Source organism: Methylobacterium oryzae, assembly GCF_036441375.1.
GTDB lineage: Bacteria > Pseudomonadota > Alphaproteobacteria > Rhizobiales > Beijerinckiaceae > Methylobacterium > Methylobacterium oryzae_A.
Genome location: NZ_MLCA01000015.1, coordinates 162,741 through 181,855, shown reverse-complemented (window position 1 = coordinate 181,855; position 19,115 = coordinate 162,741). Strand labels below are relative to the sequence as shown.

18 protein-coding genes are annotated in these 19,115 nt (G+C 72.4%); 7 read left to right on the top strand and 11 right to left on the bottom strand.

Annotation, left to right across the window (positions count from 1 at the left end; genetic code table 11):
* Nucleotides 1-20: 20 nt before the first annotated feature.
* Entirely contained in the window at nt 21-602 is a 582-nt protein-coding gene (locus tag MOTC310_RS28915) for an SCO family protein (RefSeq protein WP_331304256.1), read from the bottom strand.
* A gap of 104 nt (nt 603-706) precedes the next feature.
* Nucleotides 707-1,210, bottom strand: coding sequence for a PRC-barrel domain-containing protein (locus tag MOTC310_RS28910; protein WP_331304255.1), 504 nt, complete (start codon nt 1,208-1,210; stop codon nt 707-709).
* A gap of 208 nt (nt 1,211-1,418) precedes the next feature.
* Here MOTC310_RS28910 and MOTC310_RS28905 point away from each other — a divergent pair, with 208 nt between their 5' ends.
* From MOTC310_RS28905 to MOTC310_RS28890, 4 genes are all read left to right on the top strand, one after another.
* A complete protein-coding gene (locus tag MOTC310_RS28905) occupies nt 1,419-1,868 on the top strand; it encodes a tRNA (cytidine(34)-2'-O)-methyltransferase (RefSeq protein ID WP_331304254.1) in 450 nt (149 codons plus the stop codon).
* Between the two features lie 138 nt (nt 1,869-2,006).
* Nucleotides 2,007-3,434, top strand: coding sequence for a protein adenylyltransferase SelO (locus MOTC310_RS28900; RefSeq protein ID WP_331304253.1), 1,428 nt, complete (start codon nt 2,007-2,009; stop codon nt 3,432-3,434).
* A gap of 418 nt (nt 3,435-3,852) precedes the next feature.
* Nucleotides 3,853-4,080: a hypothetical protein gene (locus MOTC310_RS28895; RefSeq protein ID WP_331291878.1), complete on the top strand. Its 228-nt coding sequence runs from the start codon at nt 3,853-3,855 to the stop codon at nt 4,078-4,080.
* Between the two features lie 18 nt (nt 4,081-4,098).
* Nucleotides 4,099-4,455, top strand: coding sequence for a hypothetical protein (locus tag MOTC310_RS28890; protein ID WP_331291759.1), 357 nt, complete (start codon nt 4,099-4,101; stop codon nt 4,453-4,455).
* On the opposite strand, the gene MOTC310_RS28885 is transcribed toward MOTC310_RS28890, so the two are convergent.
* The 3 genes from MOTC310_RS28885 to MOTC310_RS28875 form a co-directional block, all read right to left on the bottom strand.
* Nucleotides 4,391-6,256 carry a GNAT family N-acetyltransferase gene (locus tag MOTC310_RS28885; protein WP_331304252.1) on the bottom strand — a complete coding sequence of 622 codons (1,866 nt, stop codon included), beginning with the start codon at nt 6,254-6,256 and terminating at the stop codon, nt 4,391-4,393. The two genes, MOTC310_RS28890 and MOTC310_RS28885, sit on opposite strands and share 65 nt — an antisense overlap.
* A 127-nt stretch (nt 6,257-6,383) precedes the next feature.
* Nucleotides 6,384-7,895, bottom strand: coding sequence for a 2,3-bisphosphoglycerate-independent phosphoglycerate mutase (gene gpmI, locus MOTC310_RS28880; protein WP_331304290.1), 1,512 nt, complete (start codon nt 7,893-7,895; stop codon nt 6,384-6,386).
* Between the two features lie 240 nt (nt 7,896-8,135).
* On the bottom strand, nt 8,136-9,200 hold the full coding sequence (locus tag MOTC310_RS28875; protein WP_331304251.1) for a glycosyltransferase family 2 protein: 1,065 nt from the start codon (nt 9,198-9,200) through the stop codon (nt 8,136-8,138).
* Nucleotides 9,201-9,504: 304 nt separating this feature from the next.
* On the opposite strand from MOTC310_RS28875, the gene MOTC310_RS28870 reads away from it, so the two are divergent.
* From MOTC310_RS28870 to MOTC310_RS28860, 3 genes are read left to right on the top strand one after another with little or no spacing between them, the layout of a single operon-like run.
* Complete coding sequence (locus tag MOTC310_RS28870; protein WP_331304289.1) at nt 9,505-10,398, top strand: ABC transporter permease; 894 nt, start codon at nt 9,505-9,507, stop codon at nt 10,396-10,398.
* Nucleotides 10,398-11,657, top strand: a complete 1,260-nt coding sequence (locus MOTC310_RS28865; protein ID WP_331304250.1) for an ABC transporter ATP-binding protein — start codon at nt 10,398-10,400, stop codon at nt 11,655-11,657. Before MOTC310_RS28870 ends, MOTC310_RS28865 begins: the two co-directional genes overlap by 1 nt.
* 53 nt (nt 11,658-11,710) lie before the next feature.
* Nucleotides 11,711-12,790 carry a glycosyltransferase family 2 protein gene (locus tag MOTC310_RS28860; RefSeq protein WP_331291763.1) on the top strand — a complete coding sequence of 360 codons (1,080 nt, stop codon included), beginning with the start codon at nt 11,711-11,713 and terminating at the stop codon, nt 12,788-12,790.
* A 153-nt stretch (nt 12,791-12,943) separates the two neighbouring features.
* Here the strand turns inward: MOTC310_RS28860 and MOTC310_RS28855 are convergent, their stop codons facing one another.
* Genes MOTC310_RS28855 through MOTC310_RS28830 form a run of 6 tightly spaced genes read right to left on the bottom strand, consistent with a single transcriptional unit; the run spans nt 12,944 to nt 19,113 of the window.
* Nucleotides 12,944-13,897 carry a glycosyltransferase family 2 protein gene (locus tag MOTC310_RS28855; protein WP_331304249.1) on the bottom strand — a complete coding sequence of 318 codons (954 nt, stop codon included), beginning with the start codon at nt 13,895-13,897 and terminating at the stop codon, nt 12,944-12,946.
* 52 nt (nt 13,898-13,949) lie between these two features.
* Entirely contained in the window at nt 13,950-14,792 is an 843-nt protein-coding gene (locus MOTC310_RS28850; RefSeq protein WP_331304248.1) for a polysaccharide deacetylase family protein, read from the bottom strand.
* Nucleotides 14,792-15,961 (bottom strand): DegT/DnrJ/EryC1/StrS family aminotransferase, encoded by a 1,170-nt coding sequence (locus tag MOTC310_RS28845; RefSeq protein ID WP_331304247.1) that lies wholly within the window; start codon nt 15,959-15,961, stop codon nt 14,792-14,794. Before MOTC310_RS28845 ends, MOTC310_RS28850 begins: the two co-directional genes overlap by 1 nt.
* Nucleotides 15,958-16,989: an NAD-dependent epimerase/dehydratase family protein gene (locus MOTC310_RS28840; RefSeq protein WP_331304246.1), complete on the bottom strand. Its 1,032-nt coding sequence runs from the start codon at nt 16,987-16,989 to the stop codon at nt 15,958-15,960. Before MOTC310_RS28840 ends, MOTC310_RS28845 begins: the two co-directional genes overlap by 4 nt.
* Nucleotides 16,973-18,088: a DegT/DnrJ/EryC1/StrS family aminotransferase gene (locus MOTC310_RS28835; protein WP_331304245.1), complete on the bottom strand. Its 1,116-nt coding sequence runs from the start codon at nt 18,086-18,088 to the stop codon at nt 16,973-16,975. Before MOTC310_RS28835 ends, MOTC310_RS28840 begins: the two co-directional genes overlap by 17 nt.
* Nucleotides 18,085-19,113, bottom strand: coding sequence for a Gfo/Idh/MocA family protein (locus MOTC310_RS28830; RefSeq protein WP_331304244.1), 1,029 nt, complete (start codon nt 19,111-19,113; stop codon nt 18,085-18,087). The genes MOTC310_RS28835 and MOTC310_RS28830 overlap by 4 nt, the downstream gene beginning before the upstream one ends.
* Nucleotides 19,114-19,115 lie beyond the last annotated feature (2 nt).

The following is a 19,115-nucleotide window of genomic DNA, read 5'->3' as shown; positions in this document are numbered from 1 at the left end:
GCCGGACGAGCTTCGCCGGATCAGATCTTCTTGGCGAGCTGCGCGGCGACCTCGTCGGCCGGCCGGGTCAGGTCGAGGGCGCCGAGGAACCGGTTCTGCGCGTCCATGACGTAGACGAGCGCGGTGTGCTCCATCGTGTAGTCGCCGCCCTTGGCCGGCACCTTGCGGGCGTAGGCCCGGTACGCCTTCTCGGTGGCGGTGACCTGCTCGGGCGCGCCGGTGAGGCCGGTGATGCGCGGGTCGAAGCTCGACAGGTAGGCCTTCAGGCTCGCCGGGTCGTCGCGCTCGGGATCCACCGTGACGAAGGCGACGCGCATCGCCTTGCCCTTCGGTCCCAGGGCGGCCAGCACGTCGGAGATCTGCTGCAGGGTGGTCGGGCACACGTCCGGGCAGTGGGTGAAGCCGAAGAACACGAGGTGCGTCGCGCCGGCGAAGTCGCGCTCGGTGACGGTGCGCCCGTCCTGGTTCACCAGCGTGAACGGGCCGCCGACGCTCGGCACGCCCACCGGCGCCTTGTCGGGCAGGAACGCGAACACCGCCGCCCCGGTGAGGCCGATGAGGCCGAGGCAGAAGGCGAGGAGCGGGACGAGGGCGCGGCGCATGGGACGGGTTCCGACCTCCGGGGAGGCCGGCACAGCACACAACGGCGCGCGGAGGCAAGCGGGCGCGAGGTCGCCGGCCGCCCGGCGCCGGGCCGGCGCGGCCGTTACGGCTTCTGCGCCGGCTCTCCCGCGGGGCTCGCCGGGGCCGCGCCCTTCGGCGGCTCCTTGCCGAGATAGACGTATTCCGGCGCCGCCCGGAGCTGGTCCTTGGTCGTGTCGATCCGCGCCTGGAGGGTCTTGCCGTCGGTGCGGTCGAGCTTGAGTACGGACGGGTCGACCGCGACGTATTTCGAGCCGATCCCCAGGAAGCCGCCGACGCCGATGATCCAGGCCTTCACGGCGCCCTTCTGGTCGAGGACGAAATCGGCGATCTGCCCGATCGTCTCGTTGGCGCCGTTGACGACGCTGGAGCCGATCAGCTTGCTGGCGACCATGTCGTCGGGAGTCTGGGCCACGAAGGTCGGGCGCAGGTTGTCGGCCATGGTGGCGGGCGCCGCGGGGACCGGGGTCGCGGCGGTGCCGCCGTCCGGCTTGGTGCCGTCCGTCTGCGCCGAGGCGGTGGCGAGGCCGGCCAGCAGGAGGGCCGAGGCGAGGAGCGGGGTGCGCATCGGGGCAGGTCTTTCAGACGGGGGCCGCACAGGGGGTGGCGCCGCCTCAAGGTTCTGGCGGGGCTTAAGTTCCGCGGGCACTCGCCGCCGGCCGGGGCCGGCACCGCGGTTTGCCGGCTGCGCGTCGGCCCCGCTTGCCTTTGACGACGGGGCCGACGCCCCGCTTGCCTTTGACGACGGGGCCTCCGCTCCGCACAAGGCCGGCGCCATGCTCCGCCTCGCCCTCTACCAGCCCGACATCCCCCAGAACACCGGCACGATGCTGCGCATGGCCGCCTGCCTCGGGCTGGCGGTGGAGATCGTGGAGCCCGCGGGCTTCGACGTCTCGGACCGCCACCTGCGCCGCTCGGGCCTCGACTATCTCGACCACGTGGCGATCACCCGGCACCGCTCCTTCGCGGCCTTCGGCGCGTGGCGGGCCGAGGCCGGGATCCGGCTCGTCCTCGCCACCACGGCGGGCGCCGTGCCCTACACGGACTTCGCCTTCCGCCGGGACGACTGCCTGATGGTCGGGCGCGAATCCGCGGGCGTGCCGGAGGCGGTGCACGCGGCGGCCGACGCCCGGATCGTGGTTCCGATCCGGCCGGGCCTGCGCTCCCTCAACGTCGCGGTGGCGGCCGCGATGATCGCCGGCGAGGCCCTGCGGCAGGTGGGCTGACCGCGCCCGGCCCGGGCCGGGATCGCGACCGCGCGCCGCCCCGAGGCCGCGGAGCGCGGAGGCGGTCGGCAACGGATCCCGTTTCGCCGGCTTGGTAGAACGAGGTCCTGCCCCCCGACCGGAGAGACGCGCCGCCGCATGGACGACACCGCCTTCACGCCCTCCCGGCGCCACGCCGATCTCGGGCCCGCCTTCTTCGATCCCGTGACGCCGGCCCGGTTCCCGCGTACGATCCTGCGCTACCGCAACCGGGCCTGGGCGGAACGGGTCGGCCTGGGCGGGCTCTCCGACGCGGCGTGGATCGCCCATTTCGGCCGGTTCGAGCCCCTGCCGGGCAGCTTCGAGACGCCGCTGGCCCTGCGCTACCACGGGCATCAGTTCCGCTCGTACAATCCGGACCTCGGCGACGGCCGCGGCTTCCTGTTCGCGCAGCTGCACGACCGCCTGGACGGGCGCCTCCTCGACCTCGGCACCAAGGGCAGCGGCACCACGCCCTGGTCGCGCGGCGCCGACGGGCGGCTCACCCTCAAGGGCGGCGTGCGCGAGGTGCTGGCGACCGCGCTCCTGGAAGCGCAGGGCGTCTACACCTCGAAGAGCTTCAGCCTGATCGAGACCGGCGAGGATCTCGTGCGCGGCGACGAGCCCTCACCGGCGCGCTCCTCCGTGCTGGTGCGCCTGTCCCACGGCCATATCCGCATCGGCAGCTTCCAGCGCTTCCTGGCGCTCGGCGAGCCGGACAACATCGCCCGGCTCCTCGACCACACGATCGCGACCCACCGGCCGGAACTCTGGCGCGACAGCCTGGAGGATCGGGGCGTCGCCTTCCTGGAGGACGTGGTCGTCCGGGTCGCCCGGATGGGCGCGCAATGGGCGGCGGCCGGCTTCGTCCACGGGGTGCTCAACAGCGACAACATCAACGTCACCGGCGAGAGCTTCGATTACGGGCCCTGGCGCTTCCTGCCGCATTTCGACCCGGACTTCACGGCCGCCTATTTCGACGAGACCGGGCTCTACAGCTTCGGACGCCAGCCGGAGGCCCTGTTCTGGAACCTCAGCCGGCTGGCCGAGTGCCTGCTGACGCTGGCGCCCCAGGCGCGCCTCGAATCCGCCCTCTCGGGCTTCGGGCCGGCCCTGCAGGAGGCGTTCGCCGAGGCCCTGTTCCGCCGGCTCGGCCTCGCCGCGGCGCCGCGGCCGGAGACCGACCGGCTGGTCTCGGCGGTCTGGCGCTTCCTCGCGGAGACGCGGGCGCCCTTCGAGCGGTTCTTCTTCGACTGGTACGGCGGCCTCGCGAGCGCCGCCCGGGCGGAGGCCGGGCCGGCCGCCGCGCAGTACCGGTCCAACGCCTTCGCGCCGGTGCGGACCGCGCTGGAGCCGCTCGCGCCCGCGCCGGGCGCGCGGCTCGACCATCCCTACTTCGCGGAGGCGCCCTGCACGCTCCTGATCGACGAGGTGGAGGCGTTGTGGGCGCCGATCGCCGAGGCGGACGACTGGTCCCTGTTCGCGGCCAAGCTCGCCGGGGTCGCCCGGATGGCCGAGGCCTGCGGCACGGCGCCCGCCTCGGCCTGAGCGGCCTCCTCCTCGGCGAGCCGCCGGCGCTCCTCGGCGTAGCCCCCCGCGATGGCGAGATCGACCAGGCGCCGGGTCAGCCGGAAGGCCAGCCAGAACAGGGCGAGGCAGAGAAGCGTCGCGGCGGCGGCCTTGAGCGGGTCCACGGGGTTCCTCCGGCGGTGTCTCCTCGGTCGGAGCGGCCCTCTTAGAGCCGGGACCGGGCGCGGGGCAATTGGACTTCGTGCCGAGAGCGGCCGCGCGACCCGGACCCGCGCGGCGCGAAGCCGTCGGACGGCGCCAGGACCGGGTGCGTGGCGCGCCTTCCGGATTGCCGGTCGGGCTGATCCGGGCCGACACCGGACCGGAACATGCTATGGCGGCCGACGGCCGGATCCCGATATCCAGCGATGAAAGCCCCTCGATCAGGCGGATTCCCTTGCGCGAGACCTTCCACATCGAAGTCCTCGGACCGGAGCCGGACGAGATCCAGACGCGGATCTCCGTGCGGGTCGGCAGCCTGGAGAGCGCGCAGGAGCGGGCCCTGCGCCTCTTCGCCCGCGCCCGGGTGCCGCAGCGCGCGGGCGAGCCGGCCCAGGCCGTCCGGGTGATCGACGGCGCCGGCCGCGAGGTGTTCTATCGCACGCGCTTCGACGAGGGGGATTGAGGCGACCGGACTCCGCCCATGCGCACTGCCCTGATCCTGCCGGTGCTGCTCGTCGCGGCCTGCGCGCTGTTCCTGCGCAGCTACACCCTGCCGCCGGCCCCCGACCGACGGGGCGGCACCACGCTCCTGCTGACCTGGCCGGACCGACCGGCCTTCGGCAGCCCCCGGGCCGACTGCCTCGCCGGGCCGCCCCACGAGCCGGTCCTGCCCTGCCTGATCGCCTCCGTCGCCCGGGCGCGCGACGACGGAGTCACGCTGCTGCAGCTGCCCTTCTGCGCGACCTGCTACGACCTGTCCGGCCGGATCGCCGTCATGGGCCGCGACGCGGCGGCAACGCGGGCGCGGCTGGAGCAGATCGCCCGCTTCGGATGGTGAGGCGGGCCCGGGCGACGCGCTCCCGGGCCCGCTCCAGGGTCCGGGCCACCGGGAACAGCGGATCGCGCCCGGCCTCCACCAGGAGGTGGGCGATCGGCCGGCGCTCGGTCCAGAAGGTGCTGCCGAGGGCGAAGCCGGGCGGCGCGCAGGAATCGATCCGCTCGATCGGCCAGTCGCCCGCGGCCACCGCCTCGGTCAGCCGGTGGACGAGCTGGACGCCCGGCGCGGTCTCCGGCCGGGTCTCGTCATTGGCGATCTTCAGAACCCAGGCCTCCCCGCCGGTGACCGGCAGGATCAGGGAGGCCAGGAGCCGGTCGCCCCGGCGCAGGCGCGCGATGCGCACCCCGTCCGCCGCGCCGAGATCCGCGAGGGCGGCGCGCAGGAACGCGACCTCGCTTCGCCGCGCGCGCGAAGACGGCTCCGGAGTGGCGTCCGGGCGCGGTTCCGCGCATGGATCGGATCCGGAACGCCCCCAACCGCGTCCGGGTTGGCGTGAGACGCTTCTGCCGAAGGTGACCGCATGGCGCGCAAGCGTCTCCGCCCGACGATCGAGAGCCTGATCGAGTCCGTAGGCCGGCTCGGCCAGCGGCAGCGGCATCGTCGTGCCGGTCCGGCGGGCGCCGAGCACCAGCACGAGGCAGGCGGCGCTCTGTCCGCCCGCGAAGGCGAGCGCCGCCCCGGCGGCGCCGAGGCGCGGGATCAGCAGGAGCGACAGCGCGGCGACGGTCGCGAGGGTCGCGAAGGCGGCGGCCGCCTCCAGCCCGCTGGAGCGGGCGAAGTAGATCACCTGCCCGAAATAGTAGGCGCGGAACATCATGAGGATGCTCGCCAGGATCAGCACCGGGGCGAGTTCGCGCGCCTCGGCCCGGTAGTCGGGGCCGAGCAGCACGGCCACGACCAGATCGTCGAAGCACAGGAAGAACACCGCCCCGAAGGCCGCGATCAGCGTCATGGCCCGGGCGGCGTCGCGCAGCACCCCGGAGGCCGCCGCCATACCGCCCACCCGCGCCTCGCGCTTGGCGATCGAGATCAGCGACAGGGCGATCGCCTCACCGAACACGATGAAGCTCTGCTTGAGGAAGTCGGCCAGAGCCCCGTAGGCGCCGAGCCCCGCGGGTCCCACCGTCTTGGCGATGATCAGCCGGTCGAGGCTCTGGGCGAGCGCCGCCGTCCCGAAGGAGAGCACCAGCGGCCAGCCGTAGGCGAACAGCCGCAGGGCCTCCGCCCGGCTGCCGCGACCGGGCATCATCGGGGCGATCGTGGCGGCGGCCGGGAGCGAGGCCAGCGCGTTCGCGGCCGCCACCGCGAAGGCGAGGTGCAGGGGATCCTGCGAGAGGTGCAGGGCCAGGCTGCCGAGGGCCAGGATCAGCACGGCGCGGCTCATCACCGAGGCCGCCACCGCTCCGGCCCGCAGGCGGGTGCGGGCGATCTCGGTGGAGCCCTCGAACAGCGTGGTGCCGAAGGCGAGGGCCAGGATCGCCGCCGCCATCCGCGCCGGCATCAGCCCGAGGGCGGCGGCCAGCGCGCTGCCGAGCCCGGCGAGCAGCAGCGTGCCGCCCAGGATCCGCACCACGGTGCCGACCTGCGCGGGCTCGCGCGCCTCGTCGTAGAGGGCGAAGAACGCGAATTTCGGCCACTGGCAGGTCGCCCCGTAGAGCACCAGCGCCCAGGACAGGACGTACAGGTAGGTGCCGTAGCTCTCCACCGGCGCGAGCCGCGTGAACACCGCCACGGAGGCCATGTTCAGGGCGGCCGCGAAGCCCCGGGAGCCGACATAGATCAGGCTGTGCCGGGCAATCATGTCCTAGAACCGGTCAGACGCACCACGACCTCGCACCACGCTGGGACAGACCGGCCCCGTGGCGGGAGGTAACGCAGGGACGGCGCGCATGACAGCCCGGGCAGTGCAGGCGGCGTGCCGCCGACCCTCAGCCCTGGCCTCGCGGGCGGATCAGCGACGTGCCGGTCATCTCGGCCGGCTGGTCCAGTCCCATCAGGTCGAGGAGCGTCGGCGCCACGTCCGCCAGGCGGCCGTCGGCCAGGGACACGCCGTCCACGCCGACCAGCATGGCCGGCACCGGGTTCAGCGTGTGGGCGGTGTGGGGCTCGCCGGTCTCGGGATCGCGCATCATCTCGCAATTGCCGTGGTCGGCGGTCACCAGCAGCGCCCCGCCCTGGGCCGTCACCGCCTCGACCACGCGGCCGAGGCAGGCGTCGACGGTCTCCACCGCCTTCACGGCGGCCGTGAGGCTGCCGGTATGGCCGACCATGTCGGGGTTGGCGAAGTTCAGGATGATGAGGTCGTAGCGCCCGGAGCCGATCGCCTCCACGGCGCGGTCCGTGAGTTCCGGCGCCGACATCTCCGGCTGCAGGTCGTAGGTCGCGACCTTCGGAGAGGGGACGAGGACCGCGTCCTGACCCTCGAAGGGCTCCTCGCGGCCGCCGTTCATGAAGTAGGTGACGTGCGGGTACTTCTCGGTCTCGGCCATGCGCAGCTGCGCGCGCCCGGCCCTTGCCACGGTCTCGCCGAGACCGTTGGGCAGGTCGAGGGCCCCGAACAGGGTCTCGGCGAAGGCGTCGATCTCGACGCTGTACTGCACGATCCCCAGGGCGGCGGCGAAGCGGACCGTGCGCGCGCGCTCGAAGCCCGCGAAGGCCGGGTCGAGCAGCGCCTCCAGGATCTGGCGGGTGCGGTCGGCGCGGAAGTTGAAGCTCAGGATGCCGTCGCCGTCCCGCATGCCGGCATAGTCGCCGATGATCGCGGGCCGCATGAACTCGTCGGACACGTCCTGCGCGTAGGACGCGGCGACCGCCTGCCCGGCCCGCTCGAACCGGGTCCCGCGCGCCTCCGTGAGGGCGTCGTAGGCCTTCTGGACGCGCTCCCAGCGCCGGTCGCGGTCCATCCCGAAATAGCGGCCGCACAGGGTGGCGATGCGGGCGCCCTTCGGGAGGGCCGCCGCCACGTCGGCGATGCAGGTGGCGGCGGAGCGCGGCGGCATGTCGCGCCCGTCGGTGAAGCCGTGGAGCCGGACCGGGATCCCGGCCGCCGTCAGCACGCGCGCCAGCGCCACCGCGTGGTCCTGGTGCGCGTGGACGCCGCCGGGCGACAGCAGGCCGACGAGGTGGCAGGTTCCCCCCGACGCGCGCAGCGCCTCGATGAACCGGATCAGGGCCGGGTTCCGCGCGAGGGAGCCGTCGGCGACCGCGGCATCGATCCGCGGCAGGTCCTGCAGGACCACGCGGCCCGCCCCGATATTGAGGTGGCCGACCTCGGAATTGCCCATCTGCCCCGTCGGCAGGCCGACGTCGGCGCCGAAGGTCTTCAGCTCCGCCCGGGGACGCTCCCGCATCAGCGCGTCGAAGACCGGGGTCTTGGCATGGTGGACGGCGTTGTCGGCCACCTCGTCCCGCAGACCCCAGCCGTCGAGGATCACGAGCATCACGGGACGCGGGGTACTGTCGGGCACGGTCACAACTCTCCTGGGCTGCCGCGCGCCGCGCGCGGCCGGTCTCCGGGCCCTGCGCGGCCGGATCGTTGCGCGTGTCGATAGTCGCCTTGGCCGCGCGAGACCACCGCCCCGAGGGGCCAAGGGGCGACGGATGCGAGAGAGCGTCGGCCTTCTGACATGCCTCGGCCGCGCCCGACCGTGCCGGGACGCGACCGACGAGGCCTCACCCGGTCAGTTGACGCGCGCCGCGTCGGATCCCGGCGGGACGCCGAGCAAGGGCTTCCGGCGGAGGGCCGCCCGGAGCAGGGTCCGCCGGTAGCCCGGATAGGACAGGAAGCCCACCGCCCAGGACAGGTGCATGGTGACGGCCGCCGGACCGCTCATGACCAGGACGGGCTCCCGCGCCCTGAGCGCGAGGGCGAGGCCGCTCAGGGCGCAGCCTCCGGCATAGAGCAGCAGGGGGATCAGCAGGGCGGGCATCAGAACCGCCAGGGGCAGGGCCGCGACGGCGTAGAGCAGGACCAGGGCCGGCAGGATCTGGCGCGGGCGCGGCAGGCTGGCGTGCTTCTCCAGGGTGCGCGCGCAGCCGCGTCCGTAGAGGAGGTACTGCCGCGCGAGGCTGACGAGGCAGGCGCGCGGGAAATACGTGATCGCGAGCTCGGCCGCGAGGTAGATCCGCCCGCCCGCCGCGCAGAGCCGCCGGTCGAGTTCGGCGTCCTCGTTGTGGGTGAAGGTCTCGTCGTAGCCGCCCACCCGCAGGAACTCGCGCCGGTCGAAGGCCGCGTGGTGGCCGTGGGCGACGTAGCCCGAGATGCCGCCCTGCCGGTGGGCCGAGCCGCCGTTGCCGAGGCGGCTGTTCTGCGCGGCCGCGATGGCCCGCTGCAGCGGCGTGACCCCGACGGTCCTGAGCGGCACGACCACCGAGACGGCCTCGCGCAGGCGCATCGTGCGGACGAGGTTCTGCACGAAGCCCTCGGGATAGACGGCGTGGCAATCGGCGCGGACCAGGTAGGCGGAGGCGGGGTGCGCCAGCCGCGCGGCGAGATTGATGGCCGCCGCCTGGATGCGGCGCTCGTTGTGGACGAGCCGGATGCGCGGATCCCGGGCGCTCAGGGCGGCGACGATCGCGCAGGTGTCGTCGCGGCTGCCGCCGTCCAGAACCAGCAGCTCACAGGCGATCGCGTCCCGGTCGGGCAGCACCGACGCGATGGCGTCGGCGATGTGCGCGGCCTCGTTCAGGGCCGGCATGGCGATCGTCACGAGCGGAGCGCCGGCGGCGCTCACGGGGTCCTGCATGGCGGTTCTCCCGAAACCCGGGCCCGGTCGCCGGCCGATCAGAGCCGGTCGTCCCGGACGGAGGCGGGCGCCGCGCGGCGCGCCTCCGGGGTCTCATTTGTCGTGATTGGCTACGATTACCGTCGTTGATCACAACCACCACTTCAGTCGGCCGCACAGATACGACGAAAGGTGTAATTCTGACCGCCTCACCGCGATGATAGCCCGTTCCGGCGGGACGGCCGGCCGGCTCAACTTCCGATTCGCACCGGATCCCGCGAGCTCGATGCCGGGCTCAGAGCGTCATGCGGGACCGCCTCGAATGATGAAATCTTTGGATGCGCTTGCCCTCGGCTCGTCGGAATGCGGGCCGGCCGAACAGCGGACCGATCCGTCGACCCTGCGGGTCACCGAGATCGCGCCCGACGACCGGATCATCGCCTTCGACGCCGCTGGCCTCTGGCAGTATCGTGGGCTCCTGCGCGTCCTGATCCTGCGGGACCTGAAAGTCCTCTATCGGCAGACCGCCCTGGGCGCCTGCTGGGCGATCGCGCAGCCGCTCTTCACCGTCCTGATCTTCACGGTGATCTTCGGCCACTTCGCCAAGATCCCCACCGACGGCGCGCCCTACGCACTCTTCGCCGGCAGCGCGGTCGTCCTGTGGACGTACTTCTCCGAGGCGGTGCGGCGCAGCGCCAACGGCCTCGTGGCGGAGGCCGAACTCATCCGCAAGATCTACTTCCCGCGGCTGGTCATCCCGCTCGCGACGGTGGTGTCGCCGATGGTCGATTTCGCCATCGCCCTCGCGGTGATGCTGGCCCTGATGCTCTGGTACGGAGCGGTGCCGGACTGGCACCTCGTGCTGGCCGTCCCGACCCTGATCGTCACGGCGATGCTCGCCCTCGGCGTGAGCCTCTGGCTCGGGCCGATCAACGTCCGCTTCCGGGACGTCAAGCACACGCTGCCGTTCCTGATCCAGATCTGGATGTACGCCTCGCCGATCGTCTACGCGTCGAGCATCGTGCCCGCCCCGGTGCGCTGGCTCTACGCGCTCAACCCGATGGTCGGCCTGATCGAGGCGTTCCGGTTCGCCATCCTGGGCGGGACGCCGCCCGACTGTTTCGCGGTCGCGGTCTCGGTCACGGCCGCGCTCGCCCTGCTCGTCAGCGGACTGATCTTCTTCCAGCGCATGGAGCGCTCCTTCGCGGATGTAATCTGATGTCGATGGCAATCAGCGTACAAGATATCGGCAAGCAGTACTGGCGCGCCCCGCGCGCCGCGCACCAGAACTCGCTGCGCGACGCGCTCAGCGAGGGCGTCCGCGGCCTGCTGACCCGGCGCTCCGAGGCGCGCCCGTCGCAGGAGAGCTTCTGGGCGCTGAAGGAGGTGAGCTTCGGTATCCGGCACGGCGAGAATGTCGGCATCATCGGCCTCAACGGCGCCGGCAAGAGCACGCTCCTCAAGCTCCTGTCGCGGATCGCCGCGCCGACCACCGGCCGGATCCGCCTCGAGGGCCGGGTCGGGGCGTTGCTCGAGGTCGGCACCGGGTTTCACCGGGAGCTGACCGGCCGCGAGAACATCTTCCTCTACGGCTCGATCCTCGGGATGGACCGCCGGGAGATCGCCGCGAAGTTCGACGCGATCGTCGCGTTCTCGGAGATCGGCGACTTCATCGACATGCCGGTGAAGCGCTATTCCAGCGGCATGTATGTCCGGCTGGCCTTCTCGGTCGCCGCGCATCTCGAGCCCGACATCCTGCTCCTCGACGAGGTGCTGGCGGTGGGCGACTACACCTTCCAGCGCAAGTGCATGGACTTCGCCCGGCGCCTCCAGGGCAAGGGTTCGACGATCCTGCTGGTCTCGCACAACATGTTCAGCATCAAGACCATGTGCGAGCGGGTGATCTACATCAAGGGCGGCCGGGTCGCCTATGACGGTCCCACCGACGCGGGCCTGACCCACTACGAGCGGGACAGCTATCTCGCCGACGCCGCGTGGTTCCGCCCGGACAGCGGCGACCTGCCGGTCAAGATCAGCGACGTGACGATCACCGACGAATCCGGCGCGCCGCGGACACTGTTCCGCCACGGCGAGCGGATGCGGATCCGGGCCCGCTACAGCGCCGCGGAGCCGGTCGCAGACCCGCACGTCCTGTTCTCGATCACGCGGTCCGACGAACTGCTCTGCTGCAATTTCAGCACGCAGGCGGACGGCGCCGGTCTGGCCGCCCTCTCGGGCGAGGGCGAGGTGGAGCTGCTGACGCCGCCGCTGACCCTGACCGCCGACACCTACACGGTCTCGATGGTGGTCCGGCAGCGCGGCTTCGAGCGCCTGCTCGCGGCCAAGATCGGCGGCCGCTTCCACATCGAGCATCCCGTCTTCGCGCCGGACGTCTTCGGGGTGTTCCACGAGGCGGGGAGCTGGAGCCTGAGACATCAGGACGGGTCCCGGGCGACGGCAGACCTCGTCTCCGCCTGAGCGCCCGGGCGCGAAGGCCGATCCATCCCCGAAGACAAGCCGCGGAGCCGCCCATGTCGAGTGTCGACGTCGTCATCCCGTGCTACAATTACGCCCATTACTTGGAATCCTGCGTCGCGAGCGTGCTCGCGCAGGCGGGCGTCGACGTCCGGATCCTGATCGTCGACGACGCGTCGCAGGACGACACGCCGGTCGTCGGGCGGGCCCTGGCCGCCCGGGACGCCCGGATCACCTACCACCGCAACGCGCAGAACAAGGGTCTGGTCGGCACCGCCAATGTCGGCGTCATGGACTGGGCCGAATCCAAGTACACGCTGCTGCTGTCGGCCGACGACGCGCTGACCGAGGGCGCCCTGGCCCGGGCGGCCGGCGTGATGGACCGGCACCCGGAGGTCGCGATGGCCTACGGGCTGGCCCGGGTCGTGCCGGGCGACTTCACCATCGGGCGCGAGCCCTCCGCGCGGTCGTTCGACTACGTCGTGCTGTCCGGATCGGAGTTCCTGGAGCGCTCCTGCCTGCACTGGTGCGGGGTGGCCTCCCCGACCGCCCTGATCCGCACCGCCGTGCAGCACCAGGTCGGCGGCCTCGATCCGCGGTTTCCCAGCACCTGCGACATGGAGATCTGGATGCGGATCGCCACGCAATCTTCCGTGGCGGCGCTCAACACCGTGCAGGCCTATTACCGGCGCCACGACGCCAACATGTCCACCGCCTACATGAGCCGGCCCCTCAGCGACCTCCGGGAGCAGCTCAGCACCGCCAGGACGGTCCTGACCGAGCGGCGCTTCGACCCGGAGGAGGCCGCGAGGCTGATCGGCGCCATGCAGGGCCGCCTGATCGTGCAGACGGGCTGGATGGCCGGGCTCGCCTTCGAGCGCGGCGACATCGCCGGGATGAAGGACTGCATCGCCTTCGCCTCCGAGATCAACGCCTCGGCCTGGCGGTCGATGCCGTGGATCAAGTTCCACGTGAAGCGGCTGCTGGGGCGGGGCTTCGCCCAGGCCGTGCGCCGCATGCGGACCGCGAATACCGCTGCGCCGCAGGCGAGCACGGGCGATTTCGACCCGTTCAAGGTCGGCGAGCTGTTCGGCTGGTGGCCGGAGGACAAGTTTGCCCGGACGATGACCGCCTGAAGGCCGGAACGGCCGGTCCCGGGGAGCCGGGACCGGTGATCGGCCCGCGGGATCCCGTCGGCCGGAGCGGGTACGGTTCCGAGCGAAGCGGGCGCGGCCGGGATGGCCGCGCCCGCTTCGTCGTGCTCGTGGGGCCGCGCGCCGGCCGGGCCGTCACGCGGTCGTGCGCAGCCTCAGGGCCGAGGCGAGGATGGCGCGGCGGAAGTCGCGCCGGGTGACCAGGTGCACGGCGGTCAGGAGCGGGAAGACCGAGAACGCCCCCCGCACGGCCCGCAGGGCCTGCTTCCGCTGCCCCGCCGCCGCGGCCGCGATCGTGACGGTGACGAAGTACCAGTAGGGGTGCTGGAGCGTACCCTTGTAGGCCCGCAGGAAGTGGAGCGGCGAGGTCCAGATCCGCCATTCCGGGATGCTGTGCCGCAGGAAGATGAAGCGGTCGTACCACAGGCGCCTGTACTGGAGCTGGTCGTAGGAGCCGTGCACCCGGCCCCGGAACAGGAGGACCGGCACCAGCGTGCAGGCGAGCGTGCGCCGACGCGCGATCCGCAGCTGCCAGTCGAGGTCCTGACCGCCGATCAGGGCCTCGTCGAACAGGCCGATCAGGTCGCGCACGCGCCGGCGCACCACGAGGGTGCCCAGCTGGGGGAAGTAGCCGCTCAGCATCGCGCGCAGCAGGCCGTCGCCGCGGCCGGGATCCTGCGCCGGCCAGGGCGCGCCGGGCTGCTCGAGGCTGGCATCGGTGGTGCAGGCCTGGCCGAGGGCCCCGTCCAGGCTCGCGTCGGCGTCCAGAAGGGCGAGCTGGGGCCGGATGTTCGAGGGCATCCACGCGTCGTCGTCGTCGAGGAACGCGATGAACTCGCCGGTCGCCGCCCGGAGGCCGGCATTGCGCGCCGCGCTCGCCCCGCGCTTGGTCACCTTCATGTAGACCGCGCCGAACTCGGCCGCGATGCGGGGTGTCTCCGGCGCGCTCCCGTTGTCGCCGACCAGGATCTCGAAGGTCAGGTCGGGCGCCTCGAGGTGGCGGATGCTCGCGAGCGCGACGCGGAGCAGCTGGGGTCTGTTGTAGGTCGGTACGATCACCGAGACGCGCGTCTGGCCTGTCCTGTCCATCGATCCCCTCAGCCCCATCCTGTATCCATCGCGGGTCGGGCGCAGAGGCGCCTCACACCCATTCCTCCCAGGCGTCGAAGCGGCCGCGGAGCAGCCCGCGGAAGACGATCGCGTCGTCGAAGCGGGTCACGAAGGTGCGGGCGACCGTCCCGGCCGGGCGCGTCTCCTCGGCCTGGGCGTAGACCGTCCGGTAGCCGGCCTCCCGGGCGAGGCGGCCGGCCGCGGTGCTCCAGTTCATCGACTGACCCAGCGGGATGGCGAAGCTCGTGGGCACGATCCCGAGCCGGCGGCCGATCGTCTCGCGCGACCGCACCAGCTCGTCGGCCGCCTGATCCGGCGCGAGCCTGCCGAAATCCGGGTGCGTGACGGAATGGCTCCCGATCCGCGCGCCCGCGGCCGCCAGCGCCTCGACCTCCTGCCAGGACAGGTAGGCGTCGGAGCGGCCGGTCCCGATCGCCTCGCACCAGCCGGACACGACGAACAGGGACCACGGCAGGCCGAGGGCGCTCAGGATCGGGGCTCCGACGGTCAGGACCGACTTGCAGGCGTCGTCGAAGGTGATCGCGAGGTCGTGCGGTGCCCCGCCCGTCTCCGCGATCACCTCGGCCGGCACGAACCGGTAGCCGGCGCGGAGCGCCGTCTCGATCTGCCGCCGGAAACGGGCCGGGCTGACGTCGTTGACGCCGTAGCTCGGCTCGCCGAGGGAATGGTAGCAGAGGATCCGCCCCCCGGGCCGCACCCGCGTCCGCCCGCCGACCGCGAGGGCGTAGCGCTCGGTGGCCATGCGGGCCGCCGCCGCGCGGCCGCGGGTGATCCCGACCGCGCGGGCCGTCCGCTTCAGCGCGCGCAGCGTGCCGCGTCCGGCCTCGGCGACGAGAGGGACGGACGGGCTCATCACGCGGCGTCGTGGAGGTTTTCGCGCAGAACTTCGCGCAGGACGTCGCGCAGGGCGTCGACGACCTGATCCTGCTCCGCCTCCGTCATCGCCGCGTAGAGCGGCAGCAGGATCGCGTGGTCGCGCGCCCGCTCGGATTCGGGCAGCGCGAACCGCCGCGGCGCCTCCGCGTAGGGCGGCTCCAGATGCGCGCACATGATGCCCCGGCGGGTGGCGATGCCGCGGTCGAGCATCGCCTGCATCACCGCCTGCTGGTCCGCGCCGTCCGGGAGGCGGACGCAGTAGCTCTGCCAGTTGCTGCGCAGCCCCATCGGCTCGGGCGGCGGCGTCACCCCGGGCAGGTCGGCCAGCCGCGCGCGGTAGCCGTCGGCGAGGGCGCGGCGCCGGGCGATCAGGTCGGGCAGCCGCTTCAGCTGCTCCCGGCCGATGGCCGCCTGCACGTCCGTCATGCGGTAGTTGAAGCCCGCGATGGAATACTCCTCGACCACGACCCGGGCGCTGCCGTGGCGGGCGATGTCCGAGACGCTCATCCCGTGCTGGCGCAGCAGCCGGAAGGTCCGGTCCCAGTCGGGATTGGCGGTGGTGATCATGCCGCCGTCGCCGGTGGTCAGCACCTTGCGCGGGTGGAACGAGAAGCAGGCGATGTCGCCGGCCGGGCTGCCGACCGGCCGCCAGACGTCGCCCTGGAGCCGCTCGGAGCCGATCGCGCAGGCCGCGTCCTCGATCACCGGGATGCCGGACCGGCGCCCGATCGCCACGATCGCCTCCAGGTCGCAGGGCATGCCCATCTGGTGGACGCAGACGATCGCCTTCGTCCTCTCGGTGATCGCCGCCGCGGCGGCGTCCGGGGCCATGTTGAAGGTCGCCGGGTCGATGTCGACGAAGATCGGCGTGGCCCCGCACTGGGCGATGGCGTTGGCGGTGGCGATGAAGCTGTGGCTCACCGTCACCACCTCGTCGCCGGGGCCGACCCCGACGGCGAGGAGCGCGAGATGCAGCGCGGTCGTGCAGTTCGAGACCGCGCAGGCGTGGGGCGCGCCGACGGTCGCGGCGAACTCCGCCTCGAAGGCCGCGACCTGCGGCCCCTGGGTCAGCCATCCGGAGCGGACGACGGCGGCGGCGGCCTCGGCCTCGGGTCCGCCGACTTCGGGCTTGGCGATCGGGATCATGCCATCGCCCGCCGCAGGTGCTCGGAGCGGGACTCGTCCTGCCACCAGGCGACGAGGTCGGCGAGGCCCTCGGCGGCCCCGATCTTCGCCTCGAAGCCGATCAGCTCCTTGGCGAGGCGCGTGTCGCAGAGGCGCCGGGGCACCGGGTTCACCGCCCGCTCGGCCTCGTGGATCAGCGGCGTGCCGTCCCGGCCCATGATCCGGGTGAGGTGGCCGGCGAGGTCGACCAACGAGGTCTCGACGCCGGTGCCGACGTTGAGCACCACGTCGGTGGCCGGCGAGATCGCCGACAGGATGTTGGCCCGGGCGATGTCGCGGACGTGGACGAGGTCCATGGTCTGCAGGCCGTCGCCGAAGACGATCGGCGACTGGCCCTCGGCCAGGCGCTGCATCCAGCGAACCATGACCTCGGTGTAGCGGCCGGTCAGGTCCATCCGCGGGCCGTAGGCGTTGAAGTACCGGAGCGCGACGTAGTCGAGCCCATGCATCTCGTTGAACGAGCGCAGCAGGCCCTCGCCGAAGGACTTGGCGGCGCCGTACAGGGTCCGGTTGTCGTAAGGGTGGTGCTTCTCGGTCGTCGGGAAGACTTCCGCCATCCCGTACACGGAGGCCGAGGAGGCCATCACCACCTTGGCGACGCCGGCCTCGACGCAGCTCTCCAGCAGGTTGAAGGTCGCGGCGGCCATCACCTCGAAGGCGTGGCGCGGCTCCGCGGCGCACTGCGTGATCCGGAGGGCCGCCTGGTGAAACACCACGTCGGTGCCCTTGATCAGCGTGTCCATCAGGGCGCGGTCGCGGATGTCGCCCTGGACGAGGCGGACGCGGCCGGAGCCGAGGGCGTCCCCGAGATTCTCGGGGCGGCCGCGGATCATGTTGTCGATGGCCACGATCTCGTCGCAGCCAGCCTCGACCAGCAGGTCGATGATGTGGGAGCCGATGAAGCCCGATCCGCCGGTGACCAGGATCCGGGCCCCGCGCAGGTCGCCGCTGAACCGGCTCCCCTTGGTGACCTCACGCAGCTTGGGCATCGGCGACCTCGCAGTAGCTGGCGACGGCCCGGCAGACGGTGTCGATCTGCGCGGACGTCATCTCGGGGAACATCGGGAGGGACAGGGTCCGGGCGGCCAGCCGCTCGGTGACCGGCAGGCGGCCGGCGCCGTCGTCGAGGTGGCTGTAGGCGGGCTGCCAGTGGACCGGGACGGGGTAGTGGATGCCGGTGGCGATGCCGGCCGCGTTGAGGTACTGGCGCAGCCCCTCGCGGTCCGCCGTCGACACGGCGTAGACGTGGAACACGTGGTCGAGCCCGGCGGGGGCCGGCAGCTCCAGGCCGAGTCCGGCGAGCCGGGCGCCGTACTCCGCCGCCACCGCCTGGCGGGCGCGGGTCCAGGCCTCGAGATGCGGGAGCTTGACCCCCAGCACCGCGCCCTGGACGCCGTCCATGCGCAGGTTGAAGCCGTGGCGGACGTGGTTGTACTTGCCCTGCTGACCCCAGTCGCGCAGGCAGCGGGCCGCCGCGGCGAGGTCGTCCCGGTCCGTGACGATGGCGCCGCCCTCGCCGTAGGCCCCGAGATTCTTGCCGGGATAGAAGCTGAAGCAGCCGAGATCCCCGATCGTGCCGGCCTTGCGCCCGCCGCGCTCGGCGAGGTGCGCCTGGGCGGCGTCCTCGACGAGGGCGATCCCGTGGCGGCGGGCGATGGCGCCGAGCGCGTCGAGATCGGCCATCCGGCCGTGGAGGTGCACCGGCAGGATCGCCTTGGTGCGGGGCGTGATCGCCGCCTCGACCAGGGCCGGGTCCATGGTCCAGTTCACCGGGTCGATATCGACCAGGACCGGGGTGGCGCCGGCGTACAGCACCGCCGCCACCGTCGCCACGAAGGTCGACGAGACCGTGATCACCTCGTCGCCCGAACCGATGTCGAGGGCGAGCAGGGCGAGGTGCAGCGCGGCGGTGCCGCTGCTGACGGCGACCGCGTGGCGGGCGCCGCAGGCCTCGGCGAAGGCCGCCTCGAAGGCGCTGACCGCCGGGCCGAGGACGAAGTCGCCGCTGCGCAGGACGTTGAGGACCGCGGTCTCGACGTCGCCGCCGATCGCGGCGTACTGCGCCTTGAGGTCGAGGAAGGGGATCACGAGGCCCTCGCAAGTGGCATGAGGTCGATGGGGGTGCCGTTCTGGCGCAGGGAGCGCATGGCGGCCTCGAGCATCTCGACGACGCGCAGGCCGCTGTGGCCGTCGGTCATGGGCGCGGTGCCGTTCTCGATGGAATCGGCGAAGTGCTCGATCTCGACGATCAGCGCCTCGCGGAAGGACAGGTGCGGCGACCACATGTCCCCGGTCCGGTAGGAGACCATCAGCTCGGTGATGTCGTCCGTGCCGCCGCCGACGGTGACGCCGCGGTCGTAGACCTTGACCTTCTCGATCGGGTCGAGGTCGTTGTAGACGATCATCTTCTTGCTGCCGCCGATCAGCGTCTGCCGCACCTTCACGGGCGCGAGCCAGTTGACGTTGATCTGCGCGACGACGCCGCGCGGGTAGAAGACGGTCAGGTGGGCCATGTTCTCGGGGCGGCCGCTGAAATGGCCGGTGCCGCTCGCCGAGATCGCCACCGGGGCGAGGTCCAGGATGTGGTCGAGGATGGCGAGGTCGTGGACCGCCAGGTCCCAGATCACGTTCACGTCGCGCTGGAACAGGCCGAGATTCACCCGGGTCGAGTCGTAGTAGAACACGTCGCCGATCGCGTCGGTCGTGACGAGCTCGTGGATCTTCTCGACCGCGCCCGTGTAGACGAAGGTGTGGTCGACCATCAGCGTCAGGTTGCGCTTGGCCGCCTCCTCGATCAGCAGCCGGGCCTCGAAGGCCGAGGGCGTGATCGGCTTCTCGATGAAGACGTGCTTGCCGGCCCGCAGCGCGTGGATGGCGATCTCGAAATGCGAGCTCACCGGCGTCGCCACCATGACGGCGTCGATCGCGGGATCGGCCACGAGGTCGCGCCAGTCCTGATGGAGCTGCACGGCGGGGTAGCGCTTGCCGGCCCGGGCGAGCGCGGCGGGCGACTGGTCGGCGATGGCCACCAGCTGGCAGCGCTCGCTCTCCGAGGTGCACCGGGCGAGGTTCGGCCCCCAGTAGCCGTATCCGACGATACCGATCGAGATCATGA